Raw genomic sequence first — 15977 nt, forward strand, 5'->3', positions numbered from 1 at the left:
GGCGTGGACCAGGGGGAGGAGGAGACGCTGTATGCGCACATCCTCTTTCAGATCCGCGGGATGGAGTTGGATCCCGCCATCCGGGAGAGTGTGATCTTCCTGGCCGAGAGTCTGGACCGCAGCGGCTGGCTGGATGAATCACTGGAAGTCCTGGCCGAGGATTCCGGTCTGCCGATGGCCGATCTGGAGGAGGGACTGCGTCAGCTCCAGAGTCTGGAGCCTGCGGGGGTGGGCGCGCGCAATCTGTCCGAGTGCCTGTGTATCCAGCTGCGGCGGCTCTATCCCAGAGATCTGCTTGCCCTGCGGATTGCCCAGGAGTGTCTGGAGCCGCTGGCCCGCAACCAGTACGGCCTGATCGCCCGGCGTGTGGGAGCCGATGCCCAGAAGGTGCGGACGGCCTGTGACCGCATCCGCACCCTGAATCCGCGCCCGGGTGCGGGGTTTGCCGGTCGGGAGGCGCCCCACTACATCACGCCCGATCTCCGGGTGGTGTGGGAGTATGACCATTTTGAAGTATATCCCAATGACCAGTGCTTTCCGGAGTTGAGCCTGAGCGGGTATTATACCCGGATGCTCCGGGAATGCGGAGAGCAGGAGGTACAGAATTATCTGTCCGATAAAGTGCGCCAGGCCAAATGGGTCATGCGGAGCATCGAGCAGCGGCGCAGTACGCTGCTGTCCTGCGCGAAATGTATTTTGAAGTTCCAGGAGGAATTTTTCCGCCAGGGACCGGGGCATCTGCTGCCGCTGGCGCTGTCTGACGTGGCTGAGGTGGTAGGGGTACATGAGTCCACGGTGAGCCGGGCAGTGAAGGACAAGTACCTCCAGTGTGACAAGGGGCTCTATCCCCTCTCCTATTTCTTTTCCCGCAAGCTGGGGGAGGGCGGCGAGGGCATGTCTCCCGATACGGCCAAGGCCCTTCTGCGCCGGCTGATCGACGAGGAGGACAAGCATAAGCCCCTCTCCGACCAGCATCTGTGTGAGCTGATGACTGAGGAGGGCTGTCAGATCTCCCGCCGCACGGTGGCCAAATACCGGGAGGAGATGAACATCCCCTGTACCAGCGGCCGAAAGTTCTTTGCCTAAACGGAATCGAAAAAAGCGTCCCGATCTTCCACTGTGTATCGACACAGGGAGATCGGGACGCTTTTCTAAACAGAGGGCGAAGGTCATTGCGGATTGTTTCCGTCCTGCGGATTGACGTTGCGCCGCCAGCCGAAGAGCCGGGCGGGGAGCGAGTAGCCCACCAAAATTCCCAGCGCGATGGCCACGGCAAACATCAGCGTGGTATAGGCCTGGGCCACCGCCTCATCCGGCTGGTTCATAAAGATATAGTACGCGGTATAGTAGATATAGGCTCCGGGCACCAGTGTAAAGATACCGCTGAGGAGAAAGACCAGGGTGGGCGTCCGCCGCAGGGTGGAGAACCACCGGGCGCATGCAGTCAGGACCAGGGTGGCCAGAAAGGTGGCCAGAGGCGTGGAGTCGGAGCTCCACTGGACCAGCCGGTAAACCAGCCAGCCGATGGCCCCTACCAGGCCGCAGAAGGGGAAATGACGGGGTGCTACCTGAAACAGAATGGAAAAGCCGACGGTACCCACCGCGGCGGCCACCAGCTCCAGAAGAAAATGGGTGAGATTCATAGAACGATCCCTCCAAAGAGCGTATTCCAGGTCGTGATGACACAGCCCACGCCGACCGCGATACAGCCGGCGACCAGTACGGCGTCCGTCAGACGGACCAGACCGGCGATATAATCATTTTCCATAAAATTGCGCACGGCAATGGTAAGGGGCACGCCGGGCACCAGAGGGAAGATGGCGCCCACGATCATCTTGTCCAGATGGTCTCCCAGCCCCAGGTGGAGCGCCACGCAGCAGAACAGCGTGACCAGCGCACTGCTGAGGATATTGGTCATCACCTTGCGGATGTGGAAGCGGTTGCAGAAATTGAGGATGAACACATAGAGCAGCAGCCCGGCCAGGGCGGACATGGCGCAGTCCCGCAGATTTCCGCCGAAGAGAAAACCGAATCCGCCGGCGCCCAGAGCGGAAGCCAGGGTGAGGGCCACTGGCCCCGCGCCCTTGATGGCGCGAATGCGGTGTACTTCGGCCTTGGCCTCCTCCGGACCAACCACACCGGCCGCAATCCGCCGGGAGAGATCGTTCATGGCCTCCACCCGCTCCAGGTGGATGGGGGTGAGCGGAATGTGCCGTACCTGACAGGAATAGAGCTCGCCCTCCACAATGGCAGAGACAAAAATACCGTTGGCGATGGTAAAGACGCTGCATTCCCGCAGACCGAACTGCCGGGCGGCGTAGACCATCAGCTCATTGGTGCGAAAAATTTCTCCTCCGTTGGAGAGCATGGTCTCCCCCAACAGAAGGACCAGATCAAACAATTCCTTTTGACTCACAGAGCCCCCACTCCTTTTTCCACTCCCTTTGCGGGTATAACGGTACTAGAAACCGACCGCTTTGTCAAGTGGAGAAAAAGCCGGCGGTATCATAACGAATTCCAAGGAATTCGACCAGGGCGGGGGAGAAGCTCCGTGCCCTACACAGACGTGAAAAAAACCGGGGACAGGCTGCCTGTCCCCGGTTTTTGCAGATCGGAAAAAGGGTGTGTTCCCGGCCGTTTTTTACACCATCTCGTGTCCGGCCTTGAGGGCCTTGGCCACCTGGGCCACCTTCCGGCCCAGCGTCCGGCAGTTATCGATGCCGATGGGATCGTCCATGGTCGTGGAGCCGTCACCGGGATTCCACAGCATGGCACCGCCGTAGATTCCGCCGCCGCAGGAGCAGATGTTGATGCCGTGGGTGGAAAACAGATTGTGGATGGAGCGGAGCACCGCCTCCTGTCCGCCGTTGCGGGTTCCGCCCACCACGATACCGGCGCCCACCTTGTACTGGAAGAAAGAGGTGTTGTCGACGCTCAGCTTCCAGGAAGAGCGGAAGCGGCTGTAAAACTGTGCCAGCTGGGCAGTGACATTCATATCATAGACCGGACAGCCGATGATGATGCCGTCCGCCTGGAAGAACTTATCATACAGTTCGTCCATATCATCATGGAATACCGTGCAGCGGTCCGAGTCGTCCCGCAGACACTTGTTGCAATGGATACAGGGTGCGATTTTCCGGCCGAAGAGCTCCACCAGTTCCACCTCGACCCCATCGATGCTCTGAGCTCCCTCCATCGCAGCCATCAGACCGGCGTAGGTGGCGGAACGCGCCTTTGGGCGGGGACTGCCGCAAACCAACAAAAGCTTGACTTTGTCCATCCGAATTCCCTACCTTTCATATTCTCCGTTTGCCAAAAGGCAAAAGTCATAATAAGAGTATACGACGAAGTGTAAAAAAAAGCAAGTGGTATCTGTGAAATTTTCTAGGAGCAGCCAAAAGAGAAGGGTAAAACTTGTGCAATTTAGCAGAGCGCCCAACGAAAAAAGACTTGAAACCAAAGTTTCAAGTCTTTTCATGGTGGAGATAAGCGGGATCGAACCGCTGACCTCTTGAATGCCATTCAAGCGCTCTCCCAGCTGAGCTATACCCCCATATTTACTTACTGCGCCGCCGGATCGGCGACTTAACGTTGAATATTATAGCGTTTCACGGAGCGTTTGTCAACCCTAAATTGAAAAAAGAACAGATAAATTTGGAAAGGCCCCGGGCGGACCCATTTGTCCGCCCGGAGCCTTGGGAAAATTACGCCTCCATGAGGGACTCCATCTCATCCAGCAGCTGATCGAACAGGTCCAGTGCGGATTGGATGGGCTGGGGGGAGGTCATATCCACCCCGGCGCCCTTCAGCAGGTCGATGGGGTCCTGGCTGCATCCGCCGGAGAGGAAGTGCAGATAGTCCTCCACGGCCTGGGGCCCGCCGGAGAGGATGCGGCGGGACAGCGCGATGGCGGCGGAATATCCGGTGGCATACTGGAAGGCGTAGTAGTTGTAGTAGAAGTGGGGAATGCGGGACCACTCCAGGGCGATGGCGTCATCCGAGACCATGTCGGGACCGAAATAGGCCTCGTTGAGGGCCTTGTACTCCCGGCAGAGGAGGTCGGCGGTCAGGGTCTCCCCCTGGGCGGCGAGCTCGCCCATGCGCAGCTCAAATTCCGCAAACATGGTCTGCCGGTAGAGGGTGCTCTTGAACTGCTCCAGGAAATGGTTGATGAGGACGGCGCGGGAGCGCTTGTCGGAGGTACGGGCGAGCAGATGCTCCATCAGCAGGGCCTCATTGCAGGTGGAGGCCACCTCGGCCACAAAGATCACATAGTCCCGGTAGACCGTGGGCTGGTCCCGGTTGGAGCGGTAGGAGTGGACGGCGTGCCCCAGCTCGTGGGCCAGGGTGAACATGCTGTCCAGATCATCCTGATAGTTGAGGAGAATATAGGGATGGACCATGGCACCCGACATGTATCCGCCCGAACGCTTCCCCACGTTTTCGTACACATCGATCCAGCGGTGATCCAGCGCCTCCCGGAGGATGGCCTGGTACTCTTCCCCCAGGGGAGCCATGGCCTGGTAGACGGTCTCCTTGGCCTGGTCGTAGGGAAAGGCCGTAACACCGCCCGAGACCATGGGAGCATACACATCATACATATGCAGCTCATCCACCCCCAGCAGCTTCCGGCGGAGGCGGACATACCGGTGCATCTTGTCCAAATTGGCCCGGACCGTGCGGATGAGGGTGTGATAGACCGATTCCGGAACGTGATTGGCGTCCAGAGAGGCGGAGAGGGCGCTGGGGTATTTGCGGGCGGTGGCAAAGAATTGCAGCTGCTTGACCTGAGAGGACAGCGTGGCGGCCAGGGTATTCTTCATTCCGCCGTAGGAGGCATACAGCCCCTCGAAGGCCGACTTGCGCAGGGCGCGGTCCTCGCTGGCCATGAGGAGGGTGTAGGAGGCGTTGGAGAGAGGATGCTGCACCCCCTGGCTGTCCACCGCCGGGGGGAAGGTGAGATCGGCGTCGGTCAGCTTGGAGAAAATATCATCCGGGGCCTGGGCCATGTCACCGGCAGCGGCCAGGAGCCGCTCCTCGGCGTCCGAGAGGGTATGGGCACGGCGGCGCTGGATGTTGTGGAAATAGCGGCGGTAGAGGGTCAGCTCTGGCTTTTGGGCATAGAAGGCCTCCAGCTGCTCCTCCGGAATGGAGAGGACCTCCGGCGTTTCAAAAGCGGTGGCGCGCAGGAAGTCCACATAGAGGGACATGGCCTTGCCCACCATGGCCTGATAGGTGTCTACGCGGGTATCCTCGTCGCTTTTGCGCTGGGCATAGTCCAGCAGCTTGGAGAGCCGCTCGCCGGCCTCCTGCTCCAGTGTGACATAGTCGTACAGCGTATCCGCGCCGGAACCCAGACGCCCGGCATAGCTGCCCAGGGTGTCGATCTGGGTGCGGAGAAGCTGGGCATCCGTATGCCACGCGTCATCCGTGGGATAGAGGTCGGCGGTATTCCAGGTATAGGCCTCCGGAATTTCACTGCGGAGGGGGATCGTTTTATGGTCAGGCATGAAGAGAGCCTCCTTTTCAGAATGATAAGGTGGGGTGGAAAACAGGGTACACCACACGATTAGTATGGTAACACGGCGGAGTGCATATCACAATGGGCAAAGAAAAACTCAAAAGTATCTTGACAAGATGCTTTTGGCTGAGTATACTATTGGTATCCTGACAAGATATTTAAGAAAGGTTTTGTGTGGCTCTTTTTTTCAAGTAAAAAGTATCTTAAAAAGAGCTAAAAGGGAGGAGTATATGGCAACACTGCTGGAATTATCGGAGCGGTATCTGGAGGAGGCGGAGCGGCTGAAGCAGGATATTGCCTGCCGCAGCCGCCTCCTGCCGGAGCTGCTGCCCGAGGAGCAGAAGGCGATGGAGCACGATCTTCGGCTGCTGCGTCAGATGCTCCGGGAGACACGGGAGATCGGCAATACCCTGCGCCACTACTATGAGCCGTCCTACTGGCGCAATCGCAAGTACATCTGCTGAAGCCAAGAGGGGAGATTGGACCGCCAAAGGGCGGAGAAATGAGGAAAGAGAGGAAGATACGATGGAGATGGATTGGAACATGGGACGTACCGAGAGGTTCTGCCGCGGCACACCTTCTTGCTTTGCGGAGCATAGCATTGCCATAGAGGGGATGCGCCGGCCTCCGGTCCGGAGGAAGTGCGGCTGCGGCGGGCCGTTCCGTGCTATGGCACAAGTGGAGTGAAAGGAGGTGATGGATATGGATCTGAATCATGTGAAAGCGTGGAAAGCCGCCGGGACCGCTCTGTTGGGCGGTCTGACCGCCTTCTGGGGTTGGTTGGGCTGGCTCGTTGTGGGCTGGCTGGGCTGTATGTGCCTGGACTATATCACAGGCTCGGCTGCGGCGGCCAAGGCGGGAAAGTGGTCCTCCCAGACCGCTCGGGACGGGATCTGGCATAAGGCGGGTATGATCGTGGTGGTTTTAGTGGCCGCCGGGGCGGATCTGCTGCTATGCCTGGTGCTGGACCAGCTTCCGGTCATCCAGCTTCCCATGACCTACCGCGGACTGGTCTGTCCACTGGTGCTGGTGTGGTACTGCATTACGGAGCTTGGCTCCATCGGGGAGAACGCCATGGCCATGGGCGCGCCGGTCCCACGCTGGCTGCCCAAGCTGCTGGAGGCGGGAAAGAACGCGGTGGACCAGGTAGGAGAAAGCCTCCCCACGGAGGAGAAGAAATAGAATACAGAGCAAAAGTATCTTAAAAAGAAAAGATCCACCGGGAGAACGGTGGATCTTTTTTGTGCAATAAGAATCTTATTGAGATATGATAGCTGCCAAGCAGGAGTGGATGGATCAGGCTGCCAGAAGGGCGCGGGCGCCAAAGAAGAGCAGCACGATCACACCCAGAACGATGCGATACCAGCCAAAGGGCTTGAAGTCATGCTTCTTGACGAAGTCCATCAGGAAGCGGATGCACAGCAGAGAGACCAGGAAGGAGACCACGAATCCCACCAGCAGGATGGCAGCCTCTTCGCCGGTAAAGAGAGCCTGACCGGCCATCAGCTTTTTGGCAGAGAAGGAGCCCAGCTTGAGCACGCTGACCCCCACCATGGTGGGGATCGCCAGGAAGAAGGAGAACTCCGCGGCCACGGGGCGGGCACAGCCCAGGAGAATGGCGCCCAGGATCGTGGCGCCGGAGCGGGAGGTGCCGGGGATGATGGACAGGGTCTGGAAGAGACCGATGTACAGGGCGATTTTCCAGGAGAGATCGTCCGTGCGGCGCAGAGTGGGGGCGGCATGCCGGTTTTCGATGACCAGGAAGCCCACACCATAGACGATCAGGGCGGCAGCCACCACCCAGGGGGTCATCAGGTGGGCATCCATCCAGTCGTTCAGAGGCAGTCCGATGACGGCCGAGGGGATACAGGCCAGCACGACCTTTCCCCAGAGCGTCCAGGTCTGGGTGCGCTGCAAGGTATTTTTCCGGGGAGAGAAGGGGTTGAGCTTGTGAAAAAAGAGGACCAGGACGGCCAGAATGGCGCCCAGCTGAATGACGTAGCGGTACATATCCATAAATTCGGTGGACACGCGCAGCTGGATGCACTCATCCAGCAGAATGAGATGCCCGGTCGAGCTAATGGGCAGCCATTCGGTGATGCCCTCCACAACGCCGAACAGCAGGGACTTGAACAGTTCCAGAATAAACATGGGACGCTCCTTTCATATGACGGGGTCTGACCGGAAACACCGGTCAACTGCCAAGTATACCATGCCGCGCCGGGAGAAACAAGCAGAACCGGGCGGATTGCGCCACAGAAAAGAGAAGGGGCGGGGACCAGAATGGTCCCCGCCCCCAAACAGTTCCGCGGAAAGCGAGGGTCAGGAGAGCTCGAACATGCCGTGATAGAGCTGGTAGTAGACGCCCTTTTGCGCCAGCAGTTCGGCGTGGCTGCCCCGCTCCACCACCCGGCCCTGCTCCAGGACCAGGATGGCGTCGGCATTGCGCACGGTGGAGAGGCGGTGGGCGATGACAAAGACGGTACGGCCCTCCATCAGCCGGTCCATTCCCTGCTCGATGAGGGACTCAGTGCGGGTGTCGATGGAGGAGGTGGCCTCGTCCAGAATGAGCACCGGGGGATCGGCCACGGCGGCCCGGGCGATGGCCAGGAGCTGCCGCTGACCCTGGGAGAGGTTGGCCCCATCCCCGGTGACCAGCGTATCGTACCCCTGGGGGAGCCGTCGGATGAAGGAGTCGGCGTTGGCGATGACGGCAGCCCGTTCGATCTCCTCCTGCGTAGCATCCAGCTTGCCGAAGCGGATGTTGTCCGCGATGGTGCCGGTGAAGAGGTGGGTGTCCTGGAGGACCATACCTAGGCTGCGGCGCAGGTGGTCTTTGCGGATGCGCCGGACGTCGATCCCGTCGTAGGTGATGGTGCCGCCGCTCACCTCATAAAAGCGGTTGATGAGGTTGGTGATGGTGGTCTTGCCCGCGCCGGTGGAGCCCACAAAGGCGATCTTCTGACCCGGCTTGGCGTAGAGGGAGAGGTCGTGGAGGATGGTCTGCCGCGGCTCATATCCAAACTGCACATGGTCAAAGCGCACATCCCCCCGGAGGGGCACGTCGGGCGCACCGGGCTGGGCCGGGTCCCGCCAGGCCCACGGGGAAGGACCTCCTTCCGTGCGGACCAGCTCCACAGAGCCCTGGTCGATCTCCGGCTCCTCCTTCATGACGGCGAAGATGCGCTCCGCTCCGGCCAGAGCGGCCAGGAGGAAATTCCCCTGCTGGGTAAACTGGTTGATGGGCATGGCGGACTGACGGACAAAGACCAGATAGCTGGCCAGGCTGCCCACGTCCGACCAGCCCAGGATCACCATGATCCCGCCCAGAACGGCGATGACGGCGTAATTGATATAGGAGATGCTGACCACTGCGGGGATCATGGTACCGGCAAAGCTCTGGGCGCTGGTCCCCGCCCGGCGCAGGTTTTCGTTGCGTTCCAGGAAGCCCTGGAGGTTGGCCTCCTCATGGCGGAAGACCTTGACCACCTTCTGTCCTGCCACCATCTCCTCGATGTAGGCGTCCAGCTCGCCCAGGTATTCCTGCTGCCGCTTGAAGTAGTATTTGCTCCGCTGGCCGCTGTACCGGATGTAGAGGAACATCCCGCCGTAGCCCACCACCACGATCAGGGAGAGCCGCCAGTTGAGGAGGAAGAGAAGGGCCAGCGTGCCCACCACCTGAATGAAGCTCTGGATCAGCATGGCAAAGCTGTTGTTCAGGGCATCAGAGATGGTATCCACGTCGTTGGTGAACAGGCTCATCAGCTCCCCCTTGCGCTGGCTGTCAAAAAAGCGCAGAGAGAGGGTCTGGAGATGGGCGAAGAGATCCCGGCGGATGTCGCTGAGGACCTTCTGGGCCGCCCGGGCCATGATCTGTGTGTAGCCCAGTGTGGACAGGGCCCCGGTAGCATAGATGGCGGCGGCGATGGCCACCCCCACGGCCAGACCGGAGAGGCTGCCCTCTTCCATGACCTGGTTGACGATGGGTTTGATCATATAGGTGCCCAGGAGACTGGCGGAGGCGCTGACCGCGGCCAGGATCCCCACCAGGATGAGCAGCACCCGGTGCCGGCCCAGATAGGAGAGGAAGGTGCGTAGGGTCTGCCCCAGGTCCTGGGGGCGTTTTCCGTTAAAGGGCTTGGCCATCGTTCTGACCTCCTTTCATCTGGGAAGCATAGATCTCCTGGTAGATGGGATCGCTCCGCAAAAGCTGATCGTGGGTGCCCACGGCGTGGACCCTGCCGTCCTCCAGGAGAATGATCTGATCGGCCTGCATCACGGAGGTGACGCGCTGGGCGATGATGATCTTGGTCACATCGGAGAGGGAGGAGAGGGCTCGGCGGATGCTGGCCTCGGTGGCGGTATCCACCGCGCTGGTGGAGTCGTCAAAAATCAGGACCTTGGGCCGCTTGAGGAGGGTGCGGGCAATGCACAGGCGCTGCTTCTGCCCGCCCGAGACATTGACGCCGCCCTGTCCCAGATCGGTGTCCAGTCCGTCGGGCATCCGGGAGAGGAACTCGTCCGCGCAGGCCATGCGGCAGGCCTGCCAGAGGGTATCGTCGTCGGCATCCGGGTCGCCCCAGCGCAGATTGTCCCGGATGGTGCCCGAAAAGAGGACGTTTTTTTGCAGAACGATGCCCACTGCGTCCCGGAGCGTACCCAGATCATAGTCCCGCACATCGTGTCCGCCCACCCGGACGGTGCCCAGGGTGGCGTCATAGAGGCGGGGAATGAGCTGGACCAGTGTGGTCTTGGCCGCTCCGGTGCCGCCCAGGATGCCCACCGTGGCCCCGGCCGGGATGTGGAGGTTTACATGGGAGAGGGCATAGGTCTGCGCGCCCTGCACATACTGAAAGGACACATCCTCAAAATCGATCTCCCCATTGGGGACCGACCCCACCGGAGCGGCGGCGTCGGTGAGCGCGGGGACCTCCTCCAGCACCTCCCGGATGCGCCGAGCGCTGGCCAGGGAGCGGGTGAGGAGGAGAAATACGTTGGAGATCATCATGAGGGAGTTCATCACCTGGAGCACATAGCTCAGGAAGGCGGTCAGATCGCCTACCAGCATTCCGCCCACCAGCATCTGCTTCCCGCCCTGCCAGAGGATGAGCACGATGGCGGTGTACATCACCGCCTGAAAGGCGGGCAGGTTGAGGACCGCGTGGCGGAAGGTGTCCCGGCTGGCGTCGGTCAGCTCATCGTTGACCTTGGAAAATTGTTCGGTCTCATAGCTGCCCCGGACAAAGGCCTTGATGGCCCGGATGGCGGTGAAGCTCTCCTGCAGGCGGCCGTTGACATGGTCCACCGCCTGCTGCTGCCGGCGGTAGAGGGGGCTGACCTTGTGTACGATGAGGGCCAGAATGATGCCCAGAATGGGGGCGGTGAGCACAAAGACCAGGGCCAGGCTCGGGTTGAGGAAAAAGGCCAGACCGATTCCCATAAAGAGCATGACCGGGCTGCGGACCAGGGGGCGCAGGCCGGCGTTCACCGCATTCTGCATGACTGTGACATCGGTGGTCATGCGGGTGACCAGGGAGGGAGTGGAGAAGCGGTCCAGGTTGGAGAAGGCGTAGTCCTGGAGCCGGCGGTACTCCGCCTGGCGCAGCTCCGCGCCGAAGCCATAGGCCGCCCGGGCGGCATAGCGGGCGTAGAGCAGACCGGTCACCAGGGCTAGGACGGCGCAGAGCACCATTTTTCCGCCCTGTTGGAGAAGAAAGGCAATGTCGTGGTTGGCCACCCCGATGTCCACCATGTCGGTCATGAGCAGGGGGATAAGCATCTCGAAGACACACTCCACAAAGACCAGAAAGATGGCCAGAAAGAGATCACGGCGATAGGGTTTCAGGTAGGAAAAAATATGCTTCAAGTCTTTCATACCGCATTCCTTCCCCCACTCACAGCAGGCGTCCGCCCACGTTTCGGTAGGCGCGGGTGAGAAAGTCCCGGAGCTGGGCGCGCTCCTCCGGGGAGAAGTCGTGCAGCATCTGATCCTCCAGTGTCTGACACTGGTCCTCCCAGGCGGCAAAGGCCTCCCGGCCCTTGTCGGTGATGGAGACCTCGCCGGTGCGCCGGTCGGTCTGAGAGGGACGGCGCGTCAGAAAGCCATCCCGCTCCAATGTGTCCAGGATACGGCAGATGGCGGAGGGGTCCACCTCACAGCAGTCGGCCAGCATCCGCTGAGAGCAGGGGCCCAGATGGACCAGACAGCGCAGGATCTTGGGTTGACCCAGGGAGAGGCCCAGTTTACTCAGGTGAGGCCGAAGATGGTTCTGCACGGCGTGGGTGGTGCGGGCCAGCAGAACGTGGACGGCATATTCCATCGGGATACCTCCTTTGTTGATATATCAATTATTGACATGAAATGATTATAGGAGGGCGGGGGAGAAAAGTCAATACGCCGGGACAAACGATCCGCCCCGCAGACCAACGTCCGCGGGGCGGGAGAGAGGAAACGTGTTCAGAGTGCCGCGCTGGGCAGATGGGCCGCGAAGGAGCGCACCTGCTGGGGCGTGCTGAGCTGGTGAAGCTGATTCAGGATAGCCTGCTTCTGCTGGGGAGAACAATTCTGATAGAAGCGCGCGGCGGAAGGATGGGATTGCAGACAGCTCTGGAAGGCCGCGTCGGGCGAAAAGGATGGTCTCATAATCAAATCACCTCATCGCTAGTATATCCAGAGCGGGGAGCTCACAACCGTGAAAAGAATCTCCAATCCCATGCACAAAAAATGCCGCGCACCCGATTCGGGTGCGCGGCATCTGGGATCAGCGGCGGAAACAATCGCTGCAGTAGACCGGGCGGTCATTGCGGGGCTCGAAGGGCACCTTGCAGGAGACGCCGCAGGAGGCACAAACGGCATCATACATCTGGCGGGCGGGACGGCTGTCCCGGCTGCTGGAACCGCCGCCGCCCTTGCGGGTATCACGGCAGGACTTGCAGCGCTGGGGCTCGTTCTGGAAGCCGCGCTCTGCGAAAAATTCCTGCTCACCGGCGGTAAAGGTGAACTCCTGGCCACAATCTTTGCAAACGATCATCTTGTCTTGGAACATAAAACATACCTCTTTTAAATATAAAAAATTTCAATGGGTTCGGTGTAAGTGCACTCCCTTACACCAGGGAGACGCGGGCTGCGCGCAGTTTGTGGGAATCCCGTGGATCCCGCTCGACCTCGAATGTGACTTTCTGGCCCTCAGTCAGGGATTTGAAACCCTCGGTCTGGATGGCGGAAAAATGCACAAACACATCTTCCCCGCCGCCGTCGTTGGAGAGAAAGCCGAAGCCCTTCTCATCGTTAAACCATTTGACAGTACCTTGCATGGAACATACCTCCTTTCCAGCAGGATAACTGAGCAAAAAAACGGCGCCTATGAAGTCAAAATGAAAAATTGACTCCATAGGCGCCGATCAATTACTACATTTGAATACTTGCTTAGTATAGCACGGTGGGATAGACTTGTCAAGGAAAAGTTTTTTCCTTTTTGAGAGGCCCGGATCAATAGAAGTGCGGGGTCCCGTCCTCCATGATCCCCAGCATCCGGCACAGGGGGCTGGTGATGGTAAAGGCGGGGCGGCAGTAATCCCCGTGGGGACCATAGGGGAAGGCACGTCCACCCCCCTCCCAAACGGCGATGGGGGGGAGGCCCCGGTCGTCCTTCCGGTCGGGATAGAGGGTCCGGGCGGCGGAGCGGAGGGCCTCCAGATCGGTGGAACGGGCGGTCTCATAGATCTGGAGGAGTTCCTCCGCGGTAAAGGTGACCATACCCTGGTGCATCTTTTGAATGGATGTGACAATATCGTCGGGCATAAGTGGAATACCTCCGGGATTGGATTTGTACGGAAGCGGGAAAGTGCGGTATAATGGGAGCAGACGATGGGAGGGAGTGGTCCCAATGTGTCCCCCTCCATATATATAATAGGAGGGAGGCGGAGGAGGATGCCATCCCACCGCCCCATCAGAACAGGAGGAAGCGAATATGAAGGTATTGTTGCTCAACGGAAGCCCCCACGAAAAAGGGTGTACCTATACAGCGCTGCGGGAGGCGGCCGATATGCTGGAGCAGTGCGGCGTGGAGACCGAGATCTTCTGGATCGGGACGCAGGCCATCCACGGCTGTGCCGGCTGCGGCGGGTGCGCCGCCGGAAAGGGATGTGTTCTCCCCAGCGGAGAGGTCAATTCCTTTTTGGAGAAGATGGAAGGGGCGGACGGCCTGATCGTCGGCTCCCCGGTCTATTATGCCTCGGCCAACGGCGCGCTCACCAGCTTTCTGGACCGGGCCTTCTATGCCGGAAAGTGCTTTGCCCACAAGCCCGCTGCGGCGGTGGTCTCGGCCCGGCGGGCGGGTACGACGGCCTCGCTGGATCAGCTGACCAAGTACTTCACCATCTCCCAGATGCCGGTGGTCTCCTCCACCTACTGGCCCATGGTCCATGGAACCCGGCCGGAAGAGGTGCAGCAGGACCGGGAAGGACTTCAGATCATGCGCAATCTGGGGCGGAATATGGCCTGGCTGCTGCGCTGCATCGAGCTGGGCCGGGCCCAGGGCGTGGAGCCCCCGGCCGCCGAGCGGGAGGCGCGGACCAACTTCATCCGCTGAGCAAATGGAGAAAAGGCCCCTGCGGTTTTGCCGCGGGGGCCTTTTTGTTCTGCGGTTATTCGGTGGTATAGTTGTCGAAGTAACCCTGGATGTAGACGATGGGGGTGCCCTTATCGCCGGAACCGGAGGTCAGATCGCACAGAGAGCCGATCAGGTCGGTGAGACGGCGGGGAGTAGTGCCCTCGGAGACCATCTTGCCCACCAGGCTGCCGTCCTTCTTCTGGATCTCCGCCTTGATGGCGTCCCGCAGGGCCTCGCCGGACAGGTCGGCAAAGTCGTTGTCGGCCAAGTACTTGAGCTTGAGCTCATTGGGAGTGCCCTCCAGACCAGCGGTGTAGGCAGGGGAGACCACCGGGTCGGCCAGCTCCCAGATCTTGCCCACGGGGTCCTTGAAGGCGCCGTCGCCGTAGACCATGACCTCCACGTGCTTGCCGGTCTTCTCCAGCATGATCTTCTGGATGGACTCAACCAGGTCCTGGCACTCCCGGGGGAAGAGCTTCACAGTCTCCTCGGTGGACTTGTTGGAGCCCAGCAGACCATACTTCTCGTTGTAGCCGCTGCCGTCCACGGGGGCGGTCAGGATGTCGTCCAGACCAAAGACCCGCTCGGCGCCCGCCGCCTTGAGCAGGCGCTTGGTGCGCTTGCGGGTGTGGATGTCACAGGCCAGGACGTTCTTGGTGTACTTGAGGATGGCGCGGGGATCGTTGGCGAAGATGATCTCCACCTCGGCGCCGCTCTCCCGGATGAGGTCGGCGTAGTAGGCCACATAGTCCACGCCGGTGAAGGGGTGGGTGGTGTACCCGAACAGCTCCCGGTACCGCTCCAGGGTGAGCACGTCCTGGTAGGGATCGATGCCCTTCTCGTCCATCACGTCCACATCGATGAGATGGTTGCCCACCTCGTCAGAGGGATAGCTCAGCATCAGCACCACCTTCTTGGCGCCCTTGGCGATGCCGCGCAGGCAGATGGCAAAGCGGTTGCGGCTGAGGATGGGGAAGATGACGCCGATGGTCTCGCCGCCCAGCTTGGCGCGCACGTCAGCGGCAATGTGGTCCACCGAGGCGTAGTTGCCCTGGGCACGGGCCACAATGGCCTCCGTCATCGCGATGATGTCCCGGTCACGGACAGAAAAACCGTCCTCCGCGGCGGCCTCCAGGACGGATGCGGGCACGATCTGGGAGAGATCATCTCCGCTGCGGATAATGGGGGCCCGGACGCCCCTGGAAATGGTGCCGACCATCCGGCTCATGTTGCAACACTCCTATTACTCATTCAAATCAAAACACAGATTGTGCTCTTCTGACAGAAGAGCACAACTATTATACTATAATTCTCGGAAAATGTAAAATAAAAACTGGACGGATTGCAGTCCTCCCGGGAAAAACAGGGGAGAGGGACCAACTGTAACCAAAATGTAGTTGACAGTTGTAGTCCAAAATGATACGTTAGGTTTACAAGAGTAGACCAAAGGAGGGAAGAATATGGGACAGGAAAGCAGACTGCGTCTGAGTGAGAGCGAATGGCGGGTGATGGAGGTGCTCTGGGAGGGCCCGGCCACCCTGATGGAGCTGGTGCGGGCGCTGCATGAGCGGGCGGGCTGGGCCAAGAGTACGGTGACCACCATGGTGCGGCGCATGGAGAAAAAGGGGCTCATCCGCCACACGGAGGGCGGACGGACCAAGACATTTTATCCGGCGGTGGAGCGGGAGGCGGCGGCTGCCGCCGAGACGGAATCCTTGCTGGAGCGGGCCTACCACGGCAGTGTGGGCCTGCTGGTGAGCAGCCTGGTGCGGCGGGAGCGGCTGAGCCGGGCGGAGATCGACGCGCTCTATGCCCTGCTGGAGGAACAGAAGGAGGGGTAGATC

The 15977-nt window shown here is 60.3% G+C and carries 18 protein-coding genes and 1 tRNA gene; 5 read left to right on the plus strand and 14 right to left on the minus strand.

The window, feature by feature from the left end; genetic code table 11:
* Nucleotides 1–3: 3 nt before the first annotated feature.
* Nucleotides 4–1086 (plus strand): RNA polymerase factor sigma-54, encoded by a 1083-nt coding sequence (gene rpoN / locus GPK94_RS07980; protein WP_346728003.1) that lies wholly within the window; start codon nt 4–6, stop codon nt 1084–1086.
* Nucleotides 1087–1169: 83 nt separating this feature from the next.
* On the opposite strand, the gene GPK94_RS07985 is transcribed toward rpoN, so the two are convergent.
* The 5 genes from GPK94_RS07985 to pepF all read right to left on the minus strand — a co-directional run bounded on the left by GPK94_RS07985 (nt 1170) and on the right by pepF (nt 5510).
* Nucleotides 1170–1643, minus strand: a complete 474-nt coding sequence (locus GPK94_RS07985; protein ID WP_101693512.1) for a threonine/serine exporter family protein — start codon at nt 1641–1643, stop codon at nt 1170–1172.
* Nucleotides 1640–2416 carry a threonine/serine exporter family protein gene (locus GPK94_RS07990; protein ID WP_328821056.1) on the minus strand — a complete coding sequence of 259 codons (777 nt, stop codon included), beginning with the start codon at nt 2414–2416 and terminating at the stop codon, nt 1640–1642. The genes GPK94_RS07985 and GPK94_RS07990 overlap by 4 nt, the downstream gene beginning before the upstream one ends.
* A 225-nt stretch (nt 2417–2641) precedes the next feature.
* Nucleotides 2642–3280 carry a flavodoxin family protein gene (locus tag GPK94_RS07995; RefSeq protein WP_101693511.1) on the minus strand — a complete coding sequence of 213 codons (639 nt, stop codon included), beginning with the start codon at nt 3278–3280 and terminating at the stop codon, nt 2642–2644.
* Nucleotides 3281–3477: 197 nt separating this feature from the next.
* Nucleotides 3478–3553, minus strand: a tRNA-Ala gene (locus GPK94_RS08000).
* 151 nt (nt 3554–3704) lie between these two features.
* Complete coding sequence (gene pepF, locus GPK94_RS08005) at nt 3705–5510, minus strand: oligoendopeptidase F (protein ID WP_215655474.1); 1806 nt, start codon at nt 5508–5510, stop codon at nt 3705–3707.
* Between the two features lie 241 nt (nt 5511–5751).
* On the opposite strand from pepF, the gene GPK94_RS08010 reads away from it, so the two are divergent.
* Nucleotides 5752–5985 carry a hypothetical protein gene (locus GPK94_RS08010; RefSeq protein ID WP_101693509.1) on the plus strand — a complete coding sequence of 78 codons (234 nt, stop codon included), beginning with the start codon at nt 5752–5754 and terminating at the stop codon, nt 5983–5985.
* A 238-nt stretch (nt 5986–6223) separates the two neighbouring features.
* Nucleotides 6224–6703, plus strand: a complete 480-nt coding sequence (locus GPK94_RS08015; protein ID WP_101693508.1) for a phage holin family protein — start codon at nt 6224–6226, stop codon at nt 6701–6703.
* Nucleotides 6704–6817: 114 nt separating this feature from the next.
* Here the strand turns inward: GPK94_RS08015 and GPK94_RS08020 are convergent, their stop codons facing one another.
* The 8 genes from GPK94_RS08020 to GPK94_RS08055 all read right to left on the minus strand — a co-directional run bounded on the left by GPK94_RS08020 (nt 6818) and on the right by GPK94_RS08055 (nt 13322).
* Complete coding sequence (locus GPK94_RS08020; RefSeq protein WP_207730553.1) at nt 6818–7672, minus strand: undecaprenyl-diphosphate phosphatase; 855 nt, start codon at nt 7670–7672, stop codon at nt 6818–6820.
* 171 nt (nt 7673–7843) lie between these two features.
* Nucleotides 7844–9667: an ABC transporter ATP-binding protein gene (locus tag GPK94_RS08025; RefSeq protein WP_215655476.1), complete on the minus strand. Its 1824-nt coding sequence runs from the start codon at nt 9665–9667 to the stop codon at nt 7844–7846.
* Complete coding sequence (locus GPK94_RS08030; RefSeq protein ID WP_215655478.1) at nt 9651–11396, minus strand: ABC transporter ATP-binding protein; 1746 nt, start codon at nt 11394–11396, stop codon at nt 9651–9653. Before GPK94_RS08030 ends, GPK94_RS08025 begins: the two co-directional genes overlap by 17 nt.
* A 19-nt stretch (nt 11397–11415) precedes the next feature.
* Nucleotides 11416–11841, minus strand: coding sequence for a MarR family transcriptional regulator (locus tag GPK94_RS08035; protein ID WP_101693504.1), 426 nt, complete (start codon nt 11839–11841; stop codon nt 11416–11418).
* Between the two features lie 137 nt (nt 11842–11978).
* Nucleotides 11979–12164, minus strand: a complete 186-nt coding sequence (locus GPK94_RS08040) for a hypothetical protein (RefSeq protein WP_101693503.1) — start codon at nt 12162–12164, stop codon at nt 11979–11981.
* Between the two features lie 118 nt (nt 12165–12282).
* On the minus strand, nt 12283–12567 hold the full coding sequence (locus tag GPK94_RS08045) for a zinc-ribbon domain containing protein (RefSeq protein ID WP_101693502.1): 285 nt from the start codon (nt 12565–12567) through the stop codon (nt 12283–12285).
* A 58-nt stretch (nt 12568–12625) separates the two neighbouring features.
* The gene (locus GPK94_RS08050) at nt 12626–12835 is read right to left on the minus strand and encodes a cold-shock protein (protein ID WP_186962800.1); all 210 of its coding nucleotides are present in this window, start codon (nt 12833–12835) and stop codon (nt 12626–12628) included.
* A 175-nt stretch (nt 12836–13010) separates the two neighbouring features.
* On the minus strand, nt 13011–13322 hold the full coding sequence (locus GPK94_RS08055; RefSeq protein ID WP_193537639.1) for a hypothetical protein: 312 nt from the start codon (nt 13320–13322) through the stop codon (nt 13011–13013).
* 169 nt (nt 13323–13491) lie between these two features.
* On the opposite strand from GPK94_RS08055, the gene GPK94_RS08060 reads away from it, so the two are divergent.
* Complete coding sequence (locus GPK94_RS08060) at nt 13492–14112, plus strand: flavodoxin family protein (protein ID WP_186962799.1); 621 nt, start codon at nt 13492–13494, stop codon at nt 14110–14112.
* 55 nt (nt 14113–14167) lie between these two features.
* Here the strand turns inward: GPK94_RS08060 and GPK94_RS08065 are convergent, their stop codons facing one another.
* Nucleotides 14168–15361, minus strand: coding sequence for a coenzyme F420-0:L-glutamate ligase (locus GPK94_RS08065; protein WP_101693498.1), 1194 nt, complete (start codon nt 15359–15361; stop codon nt 14168–14170).
* 232 nt (nt 15362–15593) lie between these two features.
* On the opposite strand from GPK94_RS08065, the gene GPK94_RS08070 reads away from it, so the two are divergent.
* Complete coding sequence (locus tag GPK94_RS08070) at nt 15594–15974, plus strand: BlaI/MecI/CopY family transcriptional regulator (RefSeq protein WP_215655480.1); 381 nt, start codon at nt 15594–15596, stop codon at nt 15972–15974.
* The last annotated feature ends 3 nt before the right edge of the window (nt 15975–15977 follow it).

The sequence above is a fragment of the Pseudoflavonifractor sp. MCC625 genome, assembly GCF_018784545.1.
Lineage (GTDB): Bacteria > Bacillota > Clostridia > Oscillospirales > Oscillospiraceae > Pseudoflavonifractor_A > Pseudoflavonifractor_A gallinarum.